Here is a 21,577-nt window from a genome sequence, read left to right as displayed (position 1 = left end):
TTAGGGTGATTAGTAGTTTCTCTTGTTTCCTTTTTTACAAACTCCCAGTCTTTTTCGATATTTTTTCTGATTCGCTGCAGATGATTGAACGTGATTTCTGCCTTTTTTCAGAAAGGGTAGACCTTTTTACCTTTCTCCGTTGGAAAGAGTTTTTTGCTTTTTTTGTTGTGCGGATCTTCTTTCTTCTCAATAAAGCCATTTTTTCTAATTTTTGGATGGCACAAGTTGCGTGGACCGGACCACTTTGATTCTCTCCACTAACTGTTCCTGGGTGATTCCCGGGTTATACGGAAAACCCTGAATAAAAGAGAGATTATTTATTATTTATCCCTTAGGCGATTCTGAATGTTGTAACGTGCTTCCTGCTGAGATTTTCATAGTTATATAAAAACCAATACACATACATATAGCTGAGAAAAAAAATGCACTTTCAAACCCACCATAATCAATAATCCACCCTGCTAGAGTGGGTCCAATAAATTGTCCAGTAGCAAAATAAAAAGTAACATAGCTAAACGCAATGGGGATATCTTGAGATGAAACCTGTTCTGTACTTAGTGCTTGAACCAGAGTCATTAGACCTACAGCAACTGCCCCTTGAATCACTAAATTTGCAGTAAATCCAATTGTATTTGGAAATAAGACTGGAATAATGGTAGACAAAAAATTGAGACCCATTAATAAAATTAAAGCATTCCGCCTGCCTACTCGATCTGAAATTCCTCCTCAGAACGGTGAGCTAAAAATGGATAATATTCCGCTAAAAGAAATCACTTGCCCTGCAAATTGCTGTTCTAACCCTGGATCCAACATAAAACTTATAATAAAAATGGACTGAATAATAAATGTCATTCCAACAATTCCATAAATAAGTCCTACTTTGATTACGCATCGATTTGTATATATTTTATTTGCCGTAGAAGTTGGCTGAATAGAAGTTTCCTTCATAGCCGGATTTTTTATAAAAAGTACAGTTAAAAAGAAAACAAAGACACCAATTATACAAAATAGTTTCCAAGTAAGCCGCCAAGAGGTTTCAGGATATAAATCCGTAAGAAACGGAACAAGAATGCCGACAAATAGTAACCCAATCCCCGCACTACTATTTACACATCCAATTACAAACCCCCTCTTTTGTGGAAACCACTCAATCAATATTGCAATCAATGAAGTAAAAACAAAAGCAGTCCCTACCCCCAATAGAAACATAAATACAGAGCTGTACCAGTAAGTAACTGTTATTGATAAGTTGAAAAAACCTATACATATTATAAATAATCCAAGAAGGATCGTATTTTTTCCGCCCCATTTAGTAGCTAAGTTTCCTGCAATCATGATTGTCATCAAATATCCTAATGAAGTAAACGTGCCAAGACCCCCTGCTGATTTGTAAGAAATAGAGAGCCCATCCTTCATAAAAGGAAGAATCACACCGTAAGAAAGTCTTGCAAAAGAAATGGCTACAAGTGCAATAAGCACACCCGTTATAATATATATACTTTTTGCCTTTTCACTCCCCATAGCTATTCTCCTTTTTGATCGTAAAATGGGAACTACTGCTTTATTCAATTTTTTGATTAATCATTTCTTGTATGCTACAACCGATTAGACTTTACCAGCAATTATCCGATAAACATCATTTTCCATCTCTATCACCGGTAGCTAAACAAAGCAAAGTTAGATACTTTTACTTACAAGGTTTTTCTTCATTAGAGATGCAATTTGTAGATTATCTTGATTAGAAGTGTTTTCTAGATGCTTAATAATTGATTCTTGACGTTCTACAGGGTGAGTTAGTTTAAGTACAAAGGTGGGAAGCAATGGGTTTCCCTTTTTTAGTTGTAACTATTGTAGCAAATGAGTTACCCTCAATAAATTCTACAATTTCATTGATATTTGTGACTTGAAAATATTTTGGAATATACATAATAGCGTGCTCCTTTTTATTTTAAAATGATTTACTGAAACCTTTAGGAAAAGTTCTTATAATCTTCAGAAAAACGATTGTGGACCTAGGAATAATACTTGTAAGCCTAAACCGATATAAAGCAGACCTAAAACTTTTTGCCCCCACCTATTTATTCCAGTCCCCCGCTTGATTAATTGTCCAATTGTTCCAGTAAAGACGGCTAAAATAGTTGTATAAATAACAGTTAATACAACAAAAATTACACCTAAAATTAAAAATTGCGTTACGATTGTACCGCTCTCTACATTGACAAATTGCGGAAATAAAGCTAAAAAGAAAAGTGCTGTTTTCGGATTCAAGGCTTCTACCAATATTCCTTGCCTGTAAACTTTAAGTAGTGACTCCTGTACAACATCAGGCATTTTTATGGATGATGCTTTTGACAATAATGCCCGAATACCCATATATAACAAATACGCTGCTCCGACGATTTTTACAATATTAAAAGCAGCCGTAGAAGTCATAAGAATAGCTGAAAATCCAACAGCTGCTAATAACACATGAATAAAATCACCTGTTGCAATGCCTAGACCGGTTATAATACCTGTTTTGGTCCCCTCATGTGCCGATCGAGTGATCATTAACAAGACAGCAGGACCTGGAATCAAAAATAATCCGAAGACAACCAGAATAAATGCGCTCAACTCAGCAATATTTAGCATCGAATCCCCCCTTATATTTTTCTGATTATTTTTAAGTCTTATGGATATCGGTTAATCAACATAGTAATATAAGAATTGACATATAAAAAGGGACAATTTAAATAAATTAGACATGTCAGAGGTGATTTATAATGAGATTGAAAAAAAACGGAGTCTTTTGATTCCGTTTTTTTCTGCCCTATTAATAAATAACCAAGTATCAAAATATTCTTTCGTTATAGGGAAATAAAATAGACGGTATAAAAGCTTTGTTACAAGGCGTGCCAATATTGTTTAGCCAATATATTGACTAATTTACTAATTTGCTTTTGGCATTCAATACTTTAATTTCATAAGAGTCAATATTAGATACAGAATTTAGTTCCTTAGAATGTAGGATTTCATTCACTGTCTCTTCAATTTCCATTGCTAACTATGTGCATCTTTATCTGAACCTTTTATTGAAGTTTGAATGGTAATGGATTTTTGATACTCAGTATTTATATTTCCAAATACGTCTTTATGTCTATGTCAACAACGGATTTAATTACATTTTTTGCAATGGACTCAATATCCTTTTTTACTGAATTAAAATATTCTTTATTCTCTTTAACTTTTACCTTCAATTCTATCTCCGAGTTCGAACTTACTGCAAATTCCAAATCCCCATATTTCTCATAATTTTTTTCAGTTACCGTATTCAATGTAGAAAATTGTAATTCTCGTTCTTTAGTAGATAATAAGGGTTCTGGTTCATCCTTATTCGCAACGGGAGTATCAACTTCTGAATGCTTATTTAAAGGATAAATGATGCTATTCCCACTATAATTATTCCATTAATAATCAATATCCTTTTTAACATATAATCCCTCCTGTTAAGAAGGTAAGGGTGTGCCTCTGCATCATTTTAATTTAGTTTCGTATATTTTAAACTTAAAAAGCTAACAATGGAATTAGTACGTAATTTTACCGTTCTTCCAAAAATGCTTTTTTTATAGAGGTGAGGGATGTACATGTTTTGGAAAATACAATCAAATGAAAATAAGCCTGTTTCTCAATCAAACACAGAATCAGAAATATCAATAGAGACTCTAAAAAAAGCCCTCGCTCAAATGGATGATGCGGAATTTGTGGAGATCAACATTTCTGAAAATCAAAATGTTGATCTTATCTACATAAGAACCCTGATTGACCAAGAAAGATTAAATGAAAGCATTGTAAAACCTTTATCTAACTGTTCCAAACAATCCATTCAGGAATGTAATGTTCAGTCAACTATAAACTCCATTTCCACTTTTAATGAGGCAAAAAAGCAGCTGTTTAAAGGATCAGTCTTGTTATTTGACTCTTCATCAAACCTTTGGTTCGCCATCCCTTTAAACAATCCACTTGGACGTGCAATTGAACCATCCGATACTGAAACCATCCTTTTAGGAGCAAAAGACAGCTTCAGTGAACAGCTAGAACAAAATATTACGCTCATTCGTAGACGTCTTCCAACACATGATCTGAAATCAGAGAAGTTCACCGTTGGTTCTTTAAGTGAGACAAATGTGGTCTTATTGTACATAGAAGGGCTGACCAATCCAGAATTTGTTTCAACCGCCAAAAAGAAAATTACGGAAATTAATTATGATCTCTTCTTTGAATCTTCTCAAGTAGCGGCATTCATGGAGGAAAATCAAGACAGTATTTTTCCTCAGTTTCAGCAAACTGACCGACCTGATGTTGTTGCTTATTCTCTGGGATTAGGAAAAATTACGATTCTGGTAGACAATACACCTTTTGCTCTAGTTGCCCCAATTACTATTTTTCATTTGTTCCAATCACCAGAGGATTATATTAATCGATGGGTAGTTGCCAGTTTTTTGCGCATCATCCGATATGTAAGTTTTATTCTATCTATCACATTGATCCCATTCTACGTGGCATTAACAACTCATCACTATCAAATGATTCCTTTACAAACACTTTTCGTCTTGGTGGAGTCAAGGAGCAAGCTTCCGTTCACTCCTTTTTGGGAAGCGTTTATCATGTTGATTTTTATTGAAATTATAAAAGAAGCAAGTTTAAGGATGCCAACAAAGACTGGTCAAACGCTTGGGGTTATTGGGGGCATTGTAATTGGTCAAGCAGCAGTTGAGGCTGGTTTGGCAAGTAAGGTGTTAATTGTCATGATAGGGATTTCAACTATCGGATCCTTTCTTGTTCCTAATTACCTTGTGACAAAGGCGAATTCATTGATTCAATTCATTCTTCTTGTATTTTCTTCGTTTCTTGGGATAGTAGGGATTGTTCTGGCAATGATTATCATTTTAGCCCACCTTAATGGCTTGTCTTCACTCAAGCAGCCATATTTATCCCCTGTTGCCCCTTTCTACGGAAAAGATTGGCTTGACCTATTCGTTCGAGGTCCTTTAGACAAAATGAAGGAGCGTCCAGAACATCTTAAACCACTGAAGAAGAATAGATATCAAACTAGGAGATGAACTGATGGAAGCCCTTCAATTATTTAATAAGAATGAAACCTATAACGGGTTCTATGTCATGTTGATGGTGAATCGCCTCCAAATGCTTTACTTCTTTTTGATTATGCCAAGGTTTTTAATCCATTCATATATGATTTGGGTGATTATAGCGGTCGGCATATTGTCTCAACTAAACATTCTTCTTTTATCCAAATGGTTTTTAACCCGGTTTTCTAGCGACGGTTACAACGGATTTGTCCAATTATTCGGTAAAAAACTTGTGCGTCTCCTCTCATTCATCGGGTTGTTCTTTATCCTGCTTAAACTTTTCGTGATTATGTTAGGATTCTCGGAAATGGTACAAATATTTATGTTTCCAGCTACAGATTCAAATTGGCTTATCTTTTTTATACTGTTGTCTTGTTTGTATGTAGCATGGAAGGGTGTTGAAAAAACTATTCGTTTTGTCGTAATTTCATTTTTTTGTACATTTTGGATGTTCTTATTCTTTGCTTTTTTCTTCTTTCCTCCAATAGCTCAACTCAGTGATTTGTATCCGATTATTCCAATGGAATTAAGTGGGGATTCCTGGAAAGGAATATTATTAATTTTATCTTCCTTTTCAGGGCCTGAATTTCTGGTATTTTTGGGACCGTGGTTTAAAACAAATAATAAGACATTTCGTTATTTGTCTTATGGGAATGCTCTAACCGTTATAGAATATGTATCCTTATATATGGCGTCCTTATTCTATTTCGGTTCCAATTATTTAAGCAAAAGTCCATTTCCAATTGTCACTATGGGCCGTTATTTTCAAAATCCAGTAATTGAACGTATTGATATGGTCATGCTTTCTTTGGAGTTATTTAACATCGTCTTTGCGGGTTCAATTTTTCTTCTGTTGTTTTATGGAGCATCTAAAATAGCTAATGGGAAAGTGGATAAACCACCCAGTCGAGTAGGCTTTTTATTCAGTGTATTCATTATTTTAATTGGAATGATTCTTGTGAATGAATGGATTTGGAAGGCAGATGAAAAGCAGGTTATATTACTTAATCTTCAAATTTTAGCAGGAAGCTTAAGTTATTTAGTGGTTCCAATTATTATGATCGTAGCGATGAAGATAAAGGGGGTTAATAAACATGAGACTCCGAAAGAAAATGGCTAAAAAATTTTCAATTATATTTATTGCATTATGGTTAACTGGATGTGCCCCTTTTACTGAAAATAACATTATTGAAGAGCTTGCTCCAGTCACATTTTTATCACTTAGTAAAGGGGATGAAGGTAAAATAAAAATCAGTACGATATTGCCTCCTCTAAGCAAAGAAAAAAAGAGTGTAATGACGCAAGAAGTAAGCTTAATAAAGGAGGGATTAATGGATTTTAATTTAAACTTCTACCAGGAAATGAAATCTGGGCAAATGCGAATGCTGATAATTAATGAAGACCTCGGAAAAGAGGGGATTATGTCCGTTATTAATGTGTTATTGAATGATCCGGATATTTCTTTGAGAATCTATTTAATTATCGTAAAAGGAAATTTTGAAGAATACTTGGAAAATCAATTGGACAAACAAGAAAATCTTGATTACTCTTTTTACCGAATGCTGAAGCATTATGAGGAAAAGAATCAGGGCGAAATTAGTATTGTTAATCTGCATGAATTTAAAAATTTGTTATATACCCCTTATTCAGATCCTTTCTTACCTGTGTTCAAAATAGAAAATGACGCCATCAGCTATGAAGGTACAGCCCTGTTTCAAAATGATAAACTAGTTGAAATAATAACAACTTTTGATGATCGCATCTTCCAGCTGTTAAACAACGGTCACTACTTATCAGTTTTACCGATCCCAGAATTAGAAGTTGTTCTAGGTCATGTTAGGTCTAAAACGAAAGTGGATATCAATAAAAGCTTGTCTACAATGACCTATACAGTGAATATAGACTCAAGAATTGAAGAATACCGGGGAGAAAAGCAAATATTTGACCCAAAGGATTTAGAAGATTTGAAAAAAGAAATCCAATCCAATCTTGAAAAACAAACACAAGTACTAGTAAAAAAGATGCAAGAATTGAATGTGGATCCATTACAGCTAGGCATTCATACATTAAAACCATTTTCAAAACCAATGGATGAAAAAAAATGGATTGAACTATTCAAGAAGATGGACATTAAGATTGATTATCAGCTTAATATTGAGCCTTTGACGGATTCAAACGCAAAAAGTTAATTATAATAAAAGAAAAAAACGGTCTCACTTGAATGGTAAAGTCTTTTTAAAAAACTACAGATTGCTTATTAGAGAATAAAAAAAGCGATTTAAATCCCACCGTAATACCAAATAGAAAATACTATAAATGAAAAATCATTCTCGGTAAAGATATGAGAAGGACCTTCAACAATAAGATTCTCTTTTACTGCACGTATTTTGAATTCGGCAGAGGTAAAAGAAATGATGATCAAATAAGTCACGTCAAATACCTATGTATACATCATAGCTGCTAGTTGTCCTGTCGAGCAAAAAAATTTGGGCATCACTGAATCGATGTTAAAAAAAATCAATAAATATCGAGAAAAATGTGAGCTAGAAATAATCAAATAACCCAAATCAATAAGAGGAACTTGAAACTTATAATTAATAATACTATCGCTAGATGGAACGCGGAATGACGGGAAACTGTCACGTTCCGTGCGGAGTAGGGGAAAAGCTGGAGATAACTTCAAACGTTTACCTATTACTAACTTTAGTTTTAAGATGGAAAGAAAAAACGCTCAGAGAAATATTCTCTAAGCGTTTTTTAAAGTTATTTACAATTAGAATGTTAATTCGTTATACTCAATCCACTTTTCTTTTTCTCTCTCCACTGCCCGATTTTGCCATTCAAACCAAACATCTGAACATTCACTACAATGACTTTCTACACCACTATTATTATTATGCATATCTCGGCGTATAAATAGAGTCAGTGCTCGACAGTTGTAACAATAAATTATCTTTTCATCACTTTTTATTATCATAATTATCTTTACCTCCAATATACAATATTCATTGGCAATTACTTGGATATTTATTCTTTAACCAAATAACTTTAAAATATAAATTGAACAGTTAATAATTATGAGAGGAAGTAGTTATTCTAATATTGTTATAAAGAATTGTTTACGTTCTTTATTAATATCAACATAAAAAACTGGTTAGGATATCTAACCAGTTTTTTACGTCACGACTAAGTTATACAAGTCACGACTGAGTTATTTGAGAACAATAGTAATAATCGGCTTCTATTCCACTACTCGACCGTAACCGACTTAGCTAAATTTCTCGGTTTATCCACATCACAATCTCTATGCAACGCAGCATAATAACTAATCAACTGTAAAGGTACTACCGATACTAAAGGTGAAAATAACTCATGTACTTTTGGAAGTACAAAGCGGTCTCCTTCTTCTTCAAAACCTTCCATTGCAATAATGCATGGGTTTGCACCGCGTGCTACAACTTCTTTTACGTTACCACGAATGTTTAGGCTCACTGCTTGTTGGGTTGCTAGAGCGAAAATTGGTGTTCCGTCTTCGATTAGAGCAATTGTGCCGTGTTTTAATTCCCCGCCTGCAAATCCTTCTGCTTGAATATAGGAAATTTCTTTTAGTTTTAAAGCACCTTCTAAACTTACGTAGAAGTCTATGTTTCGCCCAATGAAGAATGCATTTCTTGTCGACTCTAAATACTCTTTAGAAATTATTTCCATCTCATCTTTTGAATCGACGATTGCTTGCACGGCATTTGCAGCAATACCTAACTCTTTTACAACATCAAAATCTAATGTCTTTTCTTGAGATTGTGCATATACAGCAGCTGTCACCATTAGCACGGCAACTTGTGCAACGTATGCTTTCGTAGAAGCTACGGCGATTTCAGGGCCTGCATGTAGTAAAAGTGTATGATCTGCTTCACGAGAAAGAGTTGATCCTGGTACGTTTGTCATCGTAATCGTTGGATACCCTTTTTCTTTAATTTTCACAAGTACTTGTCTGCTGTCTGCTGTTTCACCTGATTGTGTGATGAATAAAAACAATGGCTTCGCTGAAAGAAGTGGTATATTGTAGCCGAACTCACTAGAAATATGCACTTCTACTGGAATACCTGCAATTTTTTCAAAGTATTGTTTTCCAATAAGACCAGCGTGATAGCTCGTTCCTGCAGCAATAATGTACAGACGATCTGCATCATGAAGTGCTTCTAAAATAGCTGGATCAATCGTTAGCTCGTCTTGTTCATTTTGATACGCTTGAATAATTTTACGGATAACAGTTGGCTGTTCATCCATTTCTTTCAGCATGTAGTGAGGATATGTTCCTTTTTCGATATCGCTCATATCTAGTTCCGCTTTATATGCAGGACGCTCCACAATCGAACCATCTAGTTTTTGAATTTCAACTGAATCCTTATGCACAATAACAATTTCTTGGTCATGAAGCTCTACATACTGCTCCGTCACTTGTAGCATCGCCATCGCGTCAGATGCAACCACATTAAAGCCGTCTCCAAGCCCTACAAGAAGTGGTGATTTGTTTTTTGCTACATAAATTGTTTCTGCATCTTCTTTATCCAGAAGTGCAAGTGCATATGATCCGTGGATTAGATGCAATGTTTTTCTAAGTGCATCTATTGTCGATAAGCCGTCTTGTGAAAATTTTTCGATTAGCTGTACAATAACTTCTGTGTCTGTGTCGGAAGCCATTTCTACATTAGATAAATACGCTTTTTTCATTAGGTGATAGTTTTCAATAACACCATTATGCACAAGCGTAAAACGTTTGGTTGTACTTTGGTGCGGGTGCGCATTTAATTGGTTTGGTACACCATGCGTTGCCCAGCGAGTATGCCCAATGCCAAGTCTTGCATCTACGTCTTCATCGACTACGTCACGTAAATCCGCAATTCGACCTTTTTCTTTGAAAACGACTACGCCTTCGTCATTGAGTACAGCTATTCCTGCTGAATCGTATCCACGGTACTCCAATTTTTCTAATCCTTTTAACAAAATTTCCTTTACATCTGCTTCTCCAATATATCCTACAATTCCACACATATTCATATTCCTCCGTTTACATTCATGTCAAAATAAACGTCCTGTTTTTTCACAGTCGCTCATTAAGCTAAGAATGCCTTCTTTTCCCCTCTGTCATACAATCACTCGTATGGTTTCTGAAAAAGAATAACAACCGGGCAAATACGGTCGGGAGGCATCCGCCGAATTTTCGATAACCTCCACCTCGTCTGCTGAAGATACATTTCGTCCGATTTCTTCAGCTCTGGCGCTATAATTGTTTTCCTCATTTTAACGCGTTTTACTTCCCTCCATTTCTACGCGGTTACTTCAAAATTTACATTTAAAGTAACTTTTTCATTATATACGTTCATTATATGCACGTCAATTCAGTAGGATAAAGGTTAATAGATTCATACAAAAGAGCCCCTTCAAGAGGCCCTTCTACCAAACTGCTATTGTCCCATCTGTACGTGACTCCGTACCTCCCTGAAGAACTCCTGTCTCCGGGTTTCTCCAAATAATTTGACCCCTTCCAAAATTCCCTGAGTCTGTTACTTGAATGTGATGTCCTTTTCTTTCTAAACTTTGTGCTAGACAATTTGGGAACTCAGGCTCGACATGAACAGTTTTCCCTTTTATCCATTGCCAACGCGGCATATCCAATGTTGCTTGCGGACTCAATAAATAATCTACTGTGTTTGTTACAACTTGGAGATGTCCTTGCGGCTGCATATACCCACCCGTCACACCAAATGGTCCAACTGCTTTTTCGTCCTTCGTTAAAAATCCTGGAATAATCGTATGGAATGTTCTTTTGCCAGGTTGCAACACATTTGGATGTGCTTCATCTAATGAAAAATCATGTCCTCTATTTTGTAAGGCAATGCCTGTGTTCGGAATGACAATGCCAGAACCAAAGCCCATGTAGTTGCTTTGAATGTACGAAACCATATTGCCTTCTTCATCCGCTGTCGCTAAATAGACAGTTCCCGCTTTTGGCAAATCATACGGTTGTGGATTACTTGCTTCTTCTTTAATAGCTGCAGCTCGTAATTTAGCATATTCCTCTGATAACAAGTGTTCTACACTAATAGACATGGTACCTGGATCTGTTATAAATGCTTTACCATCTGTAAATGCTAATTTCATCGATTCGATTTGTTGATGGAATGTATTTGCATTTTGCCACATTGGCATCTTTAAATTTTTGTATATATTTAGTGCCATTAATGCTACCATTCCTTGACCATTCGGAGGGATTTCCCAGACATCATAGCCTCGATAATTGACAGAGATAGGCTCTACCCATTCTGCCTTATATATAGATAAATCACTTTTGGATAAATATCCTCCGTGTTTTTTCATAAAAGCATCGATTTGACCTGCTATTTTTCCTTCATAAAAATCACGAGCTTTCGTTTCCCCAATTGCTAGAAGTGTTTTTGCATGAGCCGGGGAAGACCACATTTCCCCTATTTCAGGTACTTTTCCATTTGGTGCAAAGGTTTCAAACCATGCAGTAAATTCTTCCGTTGTACAAGAATCTTTAAATTTTGCATAGGCTAGCTTCCAATACTTCCCGAGGATTGGTGTTAACGGGTAGCCTTCTTCCGCATAACTAATGGCAGGTAGCAGCACTTCTTTCAGCGAAAGTTTGCCAAAGCGTTCGGATAGGGCTGCCCATGCTGCAGGAACCCCTGGAACTGTTACGGGTACGACCCCATAGATGGGTATTTTTTCATATCCTTGTTCTTTTAGTTTTTGTGCAGATATGGATTGTGGTGCAGGACCTGAAGCATTCAACCCGTGCAACTTATCTTTCGTCCAAACTAAAGCAAATGCATCTCCACCTATACCATTTGAAGTGGGTTCCACAACTGTAAGGGCTGCAGCTGTTGCAATTGCTGCATCAATAGCGTTTCCCCCTTGTTTTAAGATGTCTAATCCAGCTTGTGCTGCTAGTGGCTGCGATGTTGCAACCATCCCTTTCTTTGCAAACACGGTATGTCTTTTAGCAGAAAACGGGTGGTATAAGTAATCCATGACGATTTCCCCTCTATCGTAATTATTTCATTCTCTTTATAGAATAACAGAAAATTGTAAAAATACTTTATCAACTTTTAAATACGAAAAAGAACACCTTCTATTGAAGGTGCTCCAGTGATTTTCTGTTATTTTTCTAATAACTTGACGATTTCTCTATTAAACGCTGGCAAATCATCTGGTGTTCTACTGGTGACCAGTTGATTGGCACAGACGAATACTTCTTCATCATGGTAAGTTGCTCCGGCATTTTCTAAATCGACTTTAATGGACTTATATCCGGTAGCGTCTCGCCCTTCTAATGTTTTGGCTGTAATTAGAAGTTGTGGTCCGTGACATATTGCAAATACTGGTTTCTTTGCATCCATAAAAGCTTTCGCAAAACCGACGAATCGATCGTCTGCTCGTAAAATATCAGGTGAAAATCCTCCAGGAATGAATAATGCATCAAAGTCTTCCGGTTTGACATCATCAATACCATAATCGACTGTAATTTTCGTTTCGCCTTGTTTACCCGTTACTTCATTGCCTGCTTCTTTTTCAATCGTAAAAACCTCATGTCCGGCATCATTTAATGCCTGTGCTGGACTTGTGTATTCTACATCCTCAAACATATTGGTGATTACTGTTGCTACTTTAGCCATATCCTCACTCCTTATCTGTTTGTTCTCTCTTACTATTCCACTAAATTAACTTAGTAAACATGTAAAAGGTAAATTGAACTTTTTACTCGACTTTTAGTAAGTAGGAGCTATGTATTAAATCTGGTGTAAAATGTCTAAGAGCAACTAACAGTATGGTCTAAGCAATCAAATTAACTGCAAGAGCAACCAAAACCAACTTTTTGTTTCTGAATCATAAAAATCCAGCACAAGGCTGGATTTTTATGTTATTAATTATTCTGCTAAGCCCATCTCTGCTTTTACTATTTCCACGATTCGGTTTACGTAGTTTTCGCAATCTGCTTCTGTAGCTGCTTCTACCATGACACGTACAAGTGGCTCTGTGCCGGAAGGTCTTACTAAAACGCGGCCATTTCCAGCCATTTCTGCTTCTACTGTTTCAATGATTGCTGCTACTTTCGCATTTTCTGTCACTGCATGCTTGTCTGTTACGCGTACATTCACCAGTTTTTGAGGAAAGATTGTCATCTCAGATGCAAGTTCTGAAAGTTTTTTCCCTGTTACTTTCATAATATTGACTAGTTGTAAACCAGTTAATAGACCGTCACCTGTTGTATTATAGTCTAAGAATACAATATGTCCCGACTGCTCCCCACCAAGGTTATAGCCGTTCTTTTTCATTTCTTCTACTACATAGCGATCCCCAACGGCTGTTTTCACACTTGTCATGCCATGTGTTTCTAATGCTTTATAGAAGCCCATATTACTCATCACAGTGGAAACGACCGTACTTTTATTTAAACGACCATGTGCATTTAAATATTTGGCACATATATACATGATTTGGTCACCGTCAACTATTTGTCCTTTTTCATCAACAGCGATTAAACGGTCTCCGTCTCCATCAAATGCAAGACCTACGTCCGCTCCTTTATCTAAAACAAACTTAGCTAATTCTTCTGGATGCGTTGAACCTACACCTTCATTGATATTCAAACCATTTGGGGATACCCCCATAGTAGACAAATCTGCATCTAAATCCGCAAATACATGTGTTCCAAGGGAAGAAGTTGCACCGTTTGCACAATCTAATGCTACGTGAATACCTACAAACTCTTCATCTATTGTTTGTTTCAAGTATTGAATGTATTTTTGTCCGCCTTCAAAATAATCTGATACGGATCCAACGCCAGCTCCAGTAGGACGTGGAATTTCATCCACTTCTGCATCGAGTAATTGCTCGATTTCCTCTTCCTGTTCATCCGAAAGCTTGAAACCATCTGGTCCAAAAAACTTAATCCCGTTATCTGCCACAGGATTATGGGAAGCAGAAATCATTACCCCTGCGTCCGCACTCATTACTCTAGTTAAAAAAGCAACACCTGGTGTACTAATGACTCCTAAACGCATTACTTCCACTCCAACGGAAAGAAGTCCAGCAACAAGTGCTCCTTCCAACATATGACCAGATATACGAGTATCGCGACCGATTAACACCTTTGCTCGTTCCTTTGCTTCTTTCGTTAGAATATATCCTCCAACACGACCTAATTTAAAAGCAAGTTCTGGTGTTAATTCTGAATTTGCTACTCCTCGAACACCATCTGTACCAAAATATTTTCCCATTTCTTCTTCTCTCCTTAAAAAACCTGTTGTCCTACGTATTAAGCCTCTTTTATCGTTAGTTTTGCCTCGGATGCTGACGTTCCCCATTCTATATCAGATGGGCCGTCAACTTGAATAGGAAGCGTTACTTCCCCAATTTCTGCATTCTCGGCATCTACGTAAACGGAAACATTGTTTAGTTGAACATTTTCCAAAGCCTCGGGTGTTCCCTTCGCTACGACAGAAACGGTGCCATCCGTAGGTGTTTCAAAATTACTGACTAGCAGTGAAGGTAGCCCCTTCACTGCAATCGTAACATTTTCAAATGATTTCTCTTCCACCGTTGAAACAGTTTCCTCTTGCCCTTCTTCTGTATCAGGTGTTGGAGCTGGTGTGACATCTGCTGTTATTTTAATCTTATCGAGCGACAATCTGGTCACACCATCTGGAATTGCTAACTTCAAATCAAAGCTACTGGTAACTTCTAGTTTACTCACGTCTACATCAACTTGTAACTGCCCTATTTTATCTATTACTGTTCGTGGGCCATATAGTCTAATATTTTTGACATCTGTAGAAAGTCCATTGACCGTTACCCCTTCTTTAGGTACGCCTTTTGAAGCTAATACGACCGGAACTTCCTTGCTATATTCTTCTACATATACTTTTACTTGGACGGTTTTCGGTTCAGCGGTTACATCTAATTTGTTTAAATCTGCGTCTAGCACTCGTATGCTTGCTTCTTGTTCAAACGATTTATTAATTCCTTCGTCTCTGACAATGGTAGCTTTTACATAGCCTATGCTATCTATAATGCTTTTTGCTCCTGTGACAATTACTTTTTTCGGTTCCATATCGTAGGATTTGACAATATAATTTTCTGCTAGCAAGCTTTCATTCATATCTAAATCCACACTAAATTCTTGGGAAACCCGTTCTTCAATCACCACATCTACATTTACAGGGTCAATCCGCACTTTTAATTTATCCGAAAAGTTTTCAGTAGAAAATTCTACTGTATGTTTGCCAAACGTTACCTCTCGCAAATCAATAAATACTTTATAATCCTTCATCACTTTCGTGGAAAAAACTTGTTGTGATGGTCCTTCTATATTCACCGTAACAGTTTCTGGCACCCCTGTTACAACGGAATTCTCATCGTCATAATATACCTCGACGGGTACATCTCTAAGAACTTCCACAGATGTACTTGTTGTATTCATATTATTTTTTTCCAAATCTGACTTCACTGAAACGAATAGTAAAATTGCGAGTACCAATGCAATTATTCGTAAAAACCATGGGTTGCCCATCATTTTATCCATTCTGTTTCCCCCTCCACAACCATTTAGAAGAAGTTACTTGTTCCTCTGTTGGTCCAAACCAAAGGCGTTTCAAGTGATTTTCAAACTCTTCCATGGATAAATTTCGATGGAGATCTCCGTTAGACGTTAAACTTACCGCACCTGTTTCTTCTGATACAACAATGGTAATCGCATCCGTTACTTCACTTAAACCAATTGCTGCACGGTGCCGTGTTCCAAGCTCTTTGGAAATGAAAGGACTTTCAGATAATGGCAAATAACAAGCGGCGGATACGATATTATTTTTTTGTACAATTACCGCACCATCATGTAAAGGTGTATTTGGTATAAAGATGTTAATCATAAGCTCCGCAGTAAGATGCGCATTTAACTGAATTCCCGTTTCAATGTATTCCGTTAAACCCGTTTCTCTTTCAATGGAGATCAATGCTCCAATTCGACGTTTCGCCATATAGCTTACAGATTTGGTCATAGCCTCTATTAAACGATTCTTCTCTTCTTCTTCTTGCATCGATGAACTTCTAGCAAAGAGCTTACCCCTACCAATTTGTTCGAGTGCTCTTCTTATTTCAGGTTGGAATATAACGATAATGGCAAAAAATCCAATACTAATTACATTTTCAAGCAACCAACCAAGCGTATCCATACCTAAAAAGTCAGTCACTACTCGAGCAATGATAATAACGAATATTCCTTTTAATAATTGAACTGCTTTCGTTCCTTTTATCAAGGTTATTAATTTATATATAACAAACCATACAACTAAAACATCTAATATGTTTACAATAACGTTTACTGGCATAAAATTTGTAAATTGCTCCATAAACGACATGTGGCATCCCCCACTTTTCATCACAAATCCATACAATGTAAGTATAACATAGTTGCTCAATTCTCTACATTTTCGAGCAAAAAAGTCTATCCAACTTGCTGGATAGACTCCCCATTATTTTGTTTCTTCTTTTCCAAAAAATGACACAACTTCTTTTGCACCATCTTTTATGTGAAACCAAAGCCAGTCAAATACCTCGTTAATCTCTTCTGTTTTACCAGTAATAACCGCTGTAGAAGCCATATACTTCGAACCGTTAATGACGGTTAAATTGCCGTCTAGCTCTCCATCAATTCGAACATCACCGTTTCGTACAACCAAATCCCCCTTTACGACTTGTCCTTCGGGGATAATAACCGTTTCACCTTCCACTACAACATTTTCTTGCTTAGTAAAAGAGAACTGTTGCTGTTCGTTGAAATTGGTGAATAATGCACTGCTCATAAATAAAAAGAATAAAGCTGCTGCAGTGAGAATGGGATGACGCCGCAACCATCTACTAACACCAGCATGTGATTTTTCTTTTGGAAGTCTCGCCATAACGGCATTACTAAAATTAGTTGGTGCCTCTACATGAGCTGCCCCTTTTACAAAAGCAACAACATCGCTTAACTCATGCATATGCGCCTGACAATCCACGCATGACTGCAAATGAGATTTTAGTTCAAGCTCATGTTCACGGCTAATCTCACCATCTAGATATTCATGCATATAGTGAACAATTCGCTCTGGACACGCATTCATCGTGATTCCCTCCTATAAAAAGTTAGGCTGTCTACTTAATTGTTTTCTAAGTGCTTCCCGGCCTCTGTGAATTCTTGTTTTAACTGTTCCAAGTGGTAATTCTAATATCTCACTAATCTCTTGTAAAGATAATTCTTCCATATACTTTAATACAATAGCCGATCGATATTTATCCGGTAGACGACTAATCTCATACTGTATTCTATCTTGCAACTCAAGCTTCATGAGTTCTTCTTCCGGTAGTTCATCTTCTGCTGCGATTTGAGAGTACATATCAAGTCCTTCTGTACCTTTTACTTCTGCATCTAAATAATAATCCGGCTTCTTTTTCCTGATACGATCGATACATAAATTCGTCGCAATACGGTATAGCCAAGTAGAGAATTTTCTTTTTTGATCAAATGTGTGTATGTTGATAAAGGCTCGCACAAATGCTTCTTGTGCAATATCCTCCGCTTCATGGCGATTTCCTAGCATCCTAAAACACACTTGAAATAGCCTATGCTGATACAGGTCGACAATCTCCGCGAATGCGTCTTTATCGCCTTTTAACACTTGTTTTATTCGTTTATTTACTAACGCATCCATCGTGATTTTCCCCTCCGCCTCGTGCGGCTGTCTTACCTATACGGATTAAGGTATAAACAGGTTTCATTTTTTTATATTATATTTATTTTACCAAATATTCCATGCATTGTGTTGATAATAAAAAAGAAAAGCAGACTATACGCCTGCTTCCCAATCGATTCGTATTATATTAGACTTTCGCCAAATAGGGAGCCCATTAATCCAACAGCAACATCCGCTGTCTTATTTTTTTCATCTAGTATTGGATTTACTTCTACAAATTCAGCCGATGTAATTAGATTGGACGAATACAGCATTTCCATCGCTAAATGGCTTTCACGATAACTGATCCCACCAGGAACCGGTGTACCAACACCCGGCGTATAAAGAGGATCTAAACCATCTAAATCGAGCGATAAATGAACGCCATCCACTTTACGTTCATGGAAATAGGAAATTGTTTGGTTCATTACTTCCGTCATCCCGTGCTTATCGATTTCATGCATGGAAAAAACTTTAATACCCTTTTCTTTAATTAACTCGCGTTCTCCTGGATCTACAGAGCGTGCACCGATAATCACCACATTTTCAGGTTTAATCTTTGGAGCGTAAGAACGTATATTCACTAAGTCCTCATGGCCAAGGCCAAGACTAGCTGCTAGTGGCATTCCATGAATATTCCCAGAAGGTGAAGTTTCTGCTGTATTTAAATCTGCATGCGCATCGTACCAAATAACTCCTAAATTTTCATAGCGATCCGCAAGACCCGCAAGTGTTCCGATTGCTATACTATGATCACCACCAAGTACTAGGGGATACTTTCCTTCAGATAGTACTTCATGCACTTTGTTCGCTAAATTTGTATTTCCTTCTATCACATCCTCCAAATTGCGTAAATGTGTATTTGGAGATTGTTCTTTACGAGTATGACTAATGGCTATATCTCCCTCGTCTTTTACAGAATGACCAAGATTCTGCAGACGTTCTACAACCCCAGCGTAACGGATAGCACTTGGCCCCATATCGACTCCACGTCTATTTTGTCCAAGATCCATTGGTACACCAATTATTGAAATGCTTAGCTTATTCATAATCCTATACCCCCTTCTATTCTTACATCTATTGTAAATCCTAAAGGGGAGTTGGCTCAACTCAGCATTTTTATGAATATTTATTCATTAACTGAACGAGGTGATTTTTCACTTCCGGCCATTCACTCTCAATGATCGAGTAAACAACCGCATTTCTCACCGTTCCATTTGAGCGAATTCGTTCATTACGAAGAACTCCTTCTTTTATACCACCTATTCGTTCAATCGCCCTTTGCGAAGTAACATTCAACTCATCTGTCTTAAACTGGACACGAATCATTCCTAACTGTTCAAAGCAGTGTTTTAAGAGTAAGTATTTACATGTTGTATTCACATGTGTTCGCTGAAACTGTTTACCATAAAAAGTGGAACCGATTTCACAAGCATGATTGGTTTGATCCATCCCATAAATACGGGTCGTGCCCATTATTTCATGTGTTTCGGTATTCTCCACTACAAATGAAAGTGCGGTTTTTTCCGTATCCATTTGATAAATGCCAGTTTGTAGCCAATTATTAAGTTGTTCTTTGTTTTCTATTTTATTCAACATAAATTCAAATATTACCGGATTATACAGCTCCCACAAAAATGGAATATCACACTCTTTCAACGGTCGTAATGTCACATCTCCATAAACGATTGTTTCAGCCAAACTCAACACCTCACTTTTTATTTTTATTTCATCATAATAGATAGAAGGGTGCATTGGAAAGTTTTTTATCTCAGAAACTATGAAAATTATTAATAGCAAAATTCTCCTGACGATAGAAGAGGAATTTTATTTTTATGAACAAAAGCGCAAGGTGCTGTGTTAGAGGAAAACAATCTGAGTTCGTTCACGACATCGTGTCGCAATGGCTGCATGACCCGCATTGTACAGGTCTAGGAGATCAGCTCTCCAGCCACTACAAACGCTTTTGTTTACGACGAACTCTGCGCTGGAGCCTGGACATAGAAATTCTTGTAGGAAGTTACTCACATGTCTAAATTTTCATTATTTTCTAGGAAACCACAAAAAAACCTCTCCAATTAATATGGAAAGGTTTACTTTATAAATATAAGATTTATGGAGCCTAGCGGGATCGAACCGCTGACCTCCTGCGTGCAAGGCAGGCGCTCTCCCAGCTGAGCTAAGGCCCCGTAAAATTGAATTTTGAAAGTTTGTGGCTGGGGTACCTGGATTCGAACCAGGGCATGACGGAATCAAAATCCGTTGCCTTACCGCTTGGCTATACCCCAATAAACTGGTGGAGGGGGACGGATTCGAACCGCCGAACCCTAAGGAGCGGATTTACAGTCCGCCGCGTTTAGCCACTTCGCTACCCCTCCAAAGCTAAGTATAAAAATAAATGGTGGAGGATGACGGGCTCGAACCGCCGACCCTCTGCTTGTAAGGCAGATGCTCTCCCAGCTGAGCTAATCCTCCTGGGTTATAAATATCACGATTAACATGTAACTATGTATGAATCGGACAAGAACTATAATAACATATTTGTTACTCTTAGGCAAGTAGTTGTTTAGGTTTATTTACATTTAATATTCAAAATGTAAGCTTCCAAGCGGATTCGAACCGCTGACCTCTTCCTTACCATGGAAGCACTCTACCTGCTGAGCTATGGAAGCACAGACAAAAAAATGGCTCCGAAGGTAGGACTCGAACCTACGACCGATCGGTTAACAGCCGATTGCTCTACCACTGAGCTACTTCGGAACAATGTATATATTTAAAGTACAAATATAATTATAACAATTTTTTTTTATATTTCAAGTCTTTTTCTACATATTTTTAAAAGATTATTAGCTAAATCATACTTTAGTTATTGTTTGAGTTTCAGAATGAGATAACTAACCTTTGAAAAACGGAAGAACATTATGAGAACTATTTTCTAACTAGAAAGTTATCAAATAAGCAAAGTGTTATAGCTTTTACATGATGTCGATATTCCGATTAGAAAACTAGCTATAGACTTGAAATAGATCACTACTAAGCTACTCCATAAAATCGACTAATTTCACCTATTAAAGTCGGTTTTAATTTGTTAATTACTTAAGAGGAGAGGCATTTGGCCTTCTATTCCATTTACTCGTCACTCCCTCACTTTTATTTCACTTATAAATAGGAAGATTGTCTTTTCAAATAAAAAAGAAGTCGTTACCGATTACTCGATAACGACTTCTTTATTAGTGCCCAGCGACGTCCTACTCTCACAGGGGGAAACCCCCAACTACCATCGGCGCAAAAGAGCTTAACTTCCGTGTTCGGTATGGGAACGGGTGTGACCTCTTTGCCATCATCACTAGACTAATTGAGTGCTTGTTCACTCAAAACTGGATAAACGACATTTTCAACAGATAAATACATTTGGTTAAGTCCTCGATCGATTAGTATTCGTCAGCTGCACGTGTCGCCACGCTTCCACCCCGAACCTATCTACCTCATCNACTACCATCGGCGCAAAAGAGCTTAACTTCCGTGTTCGGTATGGGAACGGGTGTGACCTCTTTGCCATCATCACTAGACTAATTGAGTGCTTGTTCACTCAAAACTGGATAAAAGACATTTTCAACAGATAAATACATTTGGTTAAGTCCTCGATCGATTAGTATT

The 21,577-nt window shown here is 37.1% G+C and carries 14 protein-coding genes, 6 tRNA genes, 2 rRNA genes and 3 pseudogenes; 3 read left to right on the top strand and 22 right to left on the bottom strand.

The genetic code is table 11. The features are described from left to right. Window positions 1-9 precede the first annotated feature (9 nt). The 4 genes and pseudogenes from FG383_RS21255 to FG383_RS07065 all read right to left on the bottom strand — a co-directional run. A pseudogene (locus tag FG383_RS21255) lies at window positions 10-285 on the bottom strand (MarR family transcriptional regulator); the annotation flags it as partial. Between the two features lie 39 nt (window positions 286-324). Continuing rightward, a pseudogene (locus tag FG383_RS07080) lies at window positions 325-1,521 on the bottom strand (MFS transporter). 286 nt (window positions 1,522-1,807) lie between these two features. Then, a pseudogene (locus FG383_RS07070) lies at window positions 1,808-1,927 on the bottom strand (FMN-binding negative transcriptional regulator); the annotation flags it as partial. 65 nt (window positions 1,928-1,992) lie between these two features. After that, complete coding sequence (locus FG383_RS07065) at window positions 1,993-2,631, bottom strand: LysE family translocator (RefSeq protein WP_142606355.1); 639 nt, start codon at window positions 2,629-2,631, stop codon at window positions 1,993-1,995. A 992-nt stretch (window positions 2,632-3,623) separates the two neighbouring features. Between FG383_RS07065 and FG383_RS07060 the strand changes: the two genes are divergently transcribed. Genes FG383_RS07060 through FG383_RS07050 form a run of 3 tightly spaced genes read left to right on the top strand, consistent with a single transcriptional unit; the run spans window position 3,624 to window position 7,315 of the window. Next, the gene (locus FG383_RS07060; RefSeq protein WP_142606353.1) at window positions 3,624-5,099 is read left to right on the top strand and encodes a spore germination protein; all 1,476 of its coding nucleotides are present in this window, start codon (window positions 3,624-3,626) and stop codon (window positions 5,097-5,099) included. A 4-nt stretch (window positions 5,100-5,103) separates the two neighbouring features. Further along, window positions 5,104-6,246 carry a GerAB/ArcD/ProY family transporter gene (locus FG383_RS07055; RefSeq protein ID WP_185907870.1) on the top strand — a complete coding sequence of 381 codons (1,143 nt, stop codon included), beginning with the start codon at window positions 5,104-5,106 and terminating at the stop codon, window positions 6,244-6,246. Further along, on the top strand, window positions 6,239-7,315 hold the full coding sequence (locus FG383_RS07050; RefSeq protein WP_246096893.1) for a Ger(x)C family spore germination protein: 1,077 nt from the start codon (window positions 6,239-6,241) through the stop codon (window positions 7,313-7,315). Before FG383_RS07055 ends, FG383_RS07050 begins: the two co-directional genes overlap by 8 nt. A 1,060-nt stretch (window positions 7,316-8,375) precedes the next feature. Here the strand turns inward: FG383_RS07050 and glmS are convergent. The 18 genes from glmS to rrf (FG383_RS06955) form a co-directional block, all read right to left on the bottom strand. Beyond that, window positions 8,376-10,178 (bottom strand): glutamine--fructose-6-phosphate transaminase (isomerizing), encoded by a 1,803-nt coding sequence (glmS, locus tag FG383_RS07040; RefSeq protein ID WP_142606345.1) that lies wholly within the window; start codon window positions 10,176-10,178, stop codon window positions 8,376-8,378. A gap of 402 nt (window positions 10,179-10,580) precedes the next feature. After that, entirely contained in the window at window positions 10,581-12,182 is a 1,602-nt protein-coding gene (locus tag FG383_RS07035; protein WP_142606343.1) for a gamma-glutamyltransferase family protein, read from the bottom strand. A gap of 128 nt (window positions 12,183-12,310) precedes the next feature. Next, entirely contained in the window at window positions 12,311-12,826 is a 516-nt protein-coding gene (locus tag FG383_RS07030; protein ID WP_142606342.1) for a type 1 glutamine amidotransferase domain-containing protein, read from the bottom strand. A 252-nt stretch (window positions 12,827-13,078) separates the two neighbouring features. Further along, window positions 13,079-14,431 carry a phosphoglucosamine mutase gene (glmM, locus tag FG383_RS07025; RefSeq protein ID WP_142606340.1) on the bottom strand — a complete coding sequence of 451 codons (1,353 nt, stop codon included), beginning with the start codon at window positions 14,429-14,431 and terminating at the stop codon, window positions 13,079-13,081. 38 nt (window positions 14,432-14,469) lie between these two features. Further along, window positions 14,470-15,735: a CdaR family protein gene (locus FG383_RS07020; RefSeq protein WP_142606339.1), complete on the bottom strand. Its 1,266-nt coding sequence runs from the start codon at window positions 15,733-15,735 to the stop codon at window positions 14,470-14,472. After that, window positions 15,728-16,567: a diadenylate cyclase CdaA gene (cdaA, locus tag FG383_RS07015; protein ID WP_142606337.1), complete on the bottom strand. Its 840-nt coding sequence runs from the start codon at window positions 16,565-16,567 to the stop codon at window positions 15,728-15,730. Before cdaA ends, FG383_RS07020 begins: the two co-directional genes overlap by 8 nt. A 114-nt stretch (window positions 16,568-16,681) precedes the next feature. After that, complete coding sequence (locus tag FG383_RS07010; RefSeq protein ID WP_142606335.1) at window positions 16,682-17,311, bottom strand: anti-sigma factor family protein; 630 nt, start codon at window positions 17,309-17,311, stop codon at window positions 16,682-16,684. Window positions 17,312-17,323: 12 nt separating this feature from the next. Next, complete coding sequence (sigW, locus tag FG383_RS07005) at window positions 17,324-17,899, bottom strand: RNA polymerase sigma factor SigW (protein ID WP_142606333.1); 576 nt, start codon at window positions 17,897-17,899, stop codon at window positions 17,324-17,326. Between the two features lie 164 nt (window positions 17,900-18,063). Further along, window positions 18,064-18,969 (bottom strand): arginase, encoded by a 906-nt coding sequence (gene rocF / locus FG383_RS07000; protein ID WP_142606331.1) that lies wholly within the window; start codon window positions 18,967-18,969, stop codon window positions 18,064-18,066. A 70-nt stretch (window positions 18,970-19,039) separates the two neighbouring features. Continuing rightward, on the bottom strand, window positions 19,040-19,630 hold the full coding sequence (locus FG383_RS06995; protein ID WP_246096899.1) for a GNAT family N-acetyltransferase: 591 nt from the start codon (window positions 19,628-19,630) through the stop codon (window positions 19,040-19,042). Window positions 19,631-20,036: 406 nt separating this feature from the next. Next, window positions 20,037-20,109 (bottom strand) — tRNA-Ala (locus FG383_RS06990). A 24-nt stretch (window positions 20,110-20,133) separates the two neighbouring features. Next, window positions 20,134-20,208 (bottom strand) — tRNA-Gln (locus tag FG383_RS06985). Window positions 20,209-20,214: 6 nt separating this feature from the next. Beyond that, a tRNA-Tyr gene (locus FG383_RS06980) sits at window positions 20,215-20,298 on the bottom strand. A 21-nt stretch (window positions 20,299-20,319) separates the two neighbouring features. Further along, window positions 20,320-20,395: transfer RNA gene (locus FG383_RS06975), tRNA-Val, on the bottom strand. 124 nt (window positions 20,396-20,519) lie between these two features. After that, window positions 20,520-20,592 (bottom strand) — tRNA-Thr (locus FG383_RS06970). A 13-nt stretch (window positions 20,593-20,605) separates the two neighbouring features. After that, window positions 20,606-20,680 (bottom strand) — tRNA-Asn (locus FG383_RS06965). Between the two features lie 475 nt (window positions 20,681-21,155). Further along, a 5S ribosomal RNA gene (rrf, locus tag FG383_RS06960) occupies window positions 21,156-21,271 on the bottom strand. 116 nt (window positions 21,272-21,387) lie between these two features. Next, window positions 21,388-21,489, bottom strand: a 5S ribosomal RNA gene (gene rrf / locus FG383_RS06955). Window positions 21,490-21,577: the final 88 nt, after the last annotated feature.

Source organism: Psychrobacillus soli, assembly GCF_006861775.1.
Taxonomy (GTDB): domain Bacteria; phylum Bacillota; class Bacilli; order Bacillales_A; family Planococcaceae; genus Psychrobacillus; species Psychrobacillus soli.
Note: the sequence above shows the minus strand (reverse complement) of the source record. Positions and strands in the feature narration are given on the sequence as shown.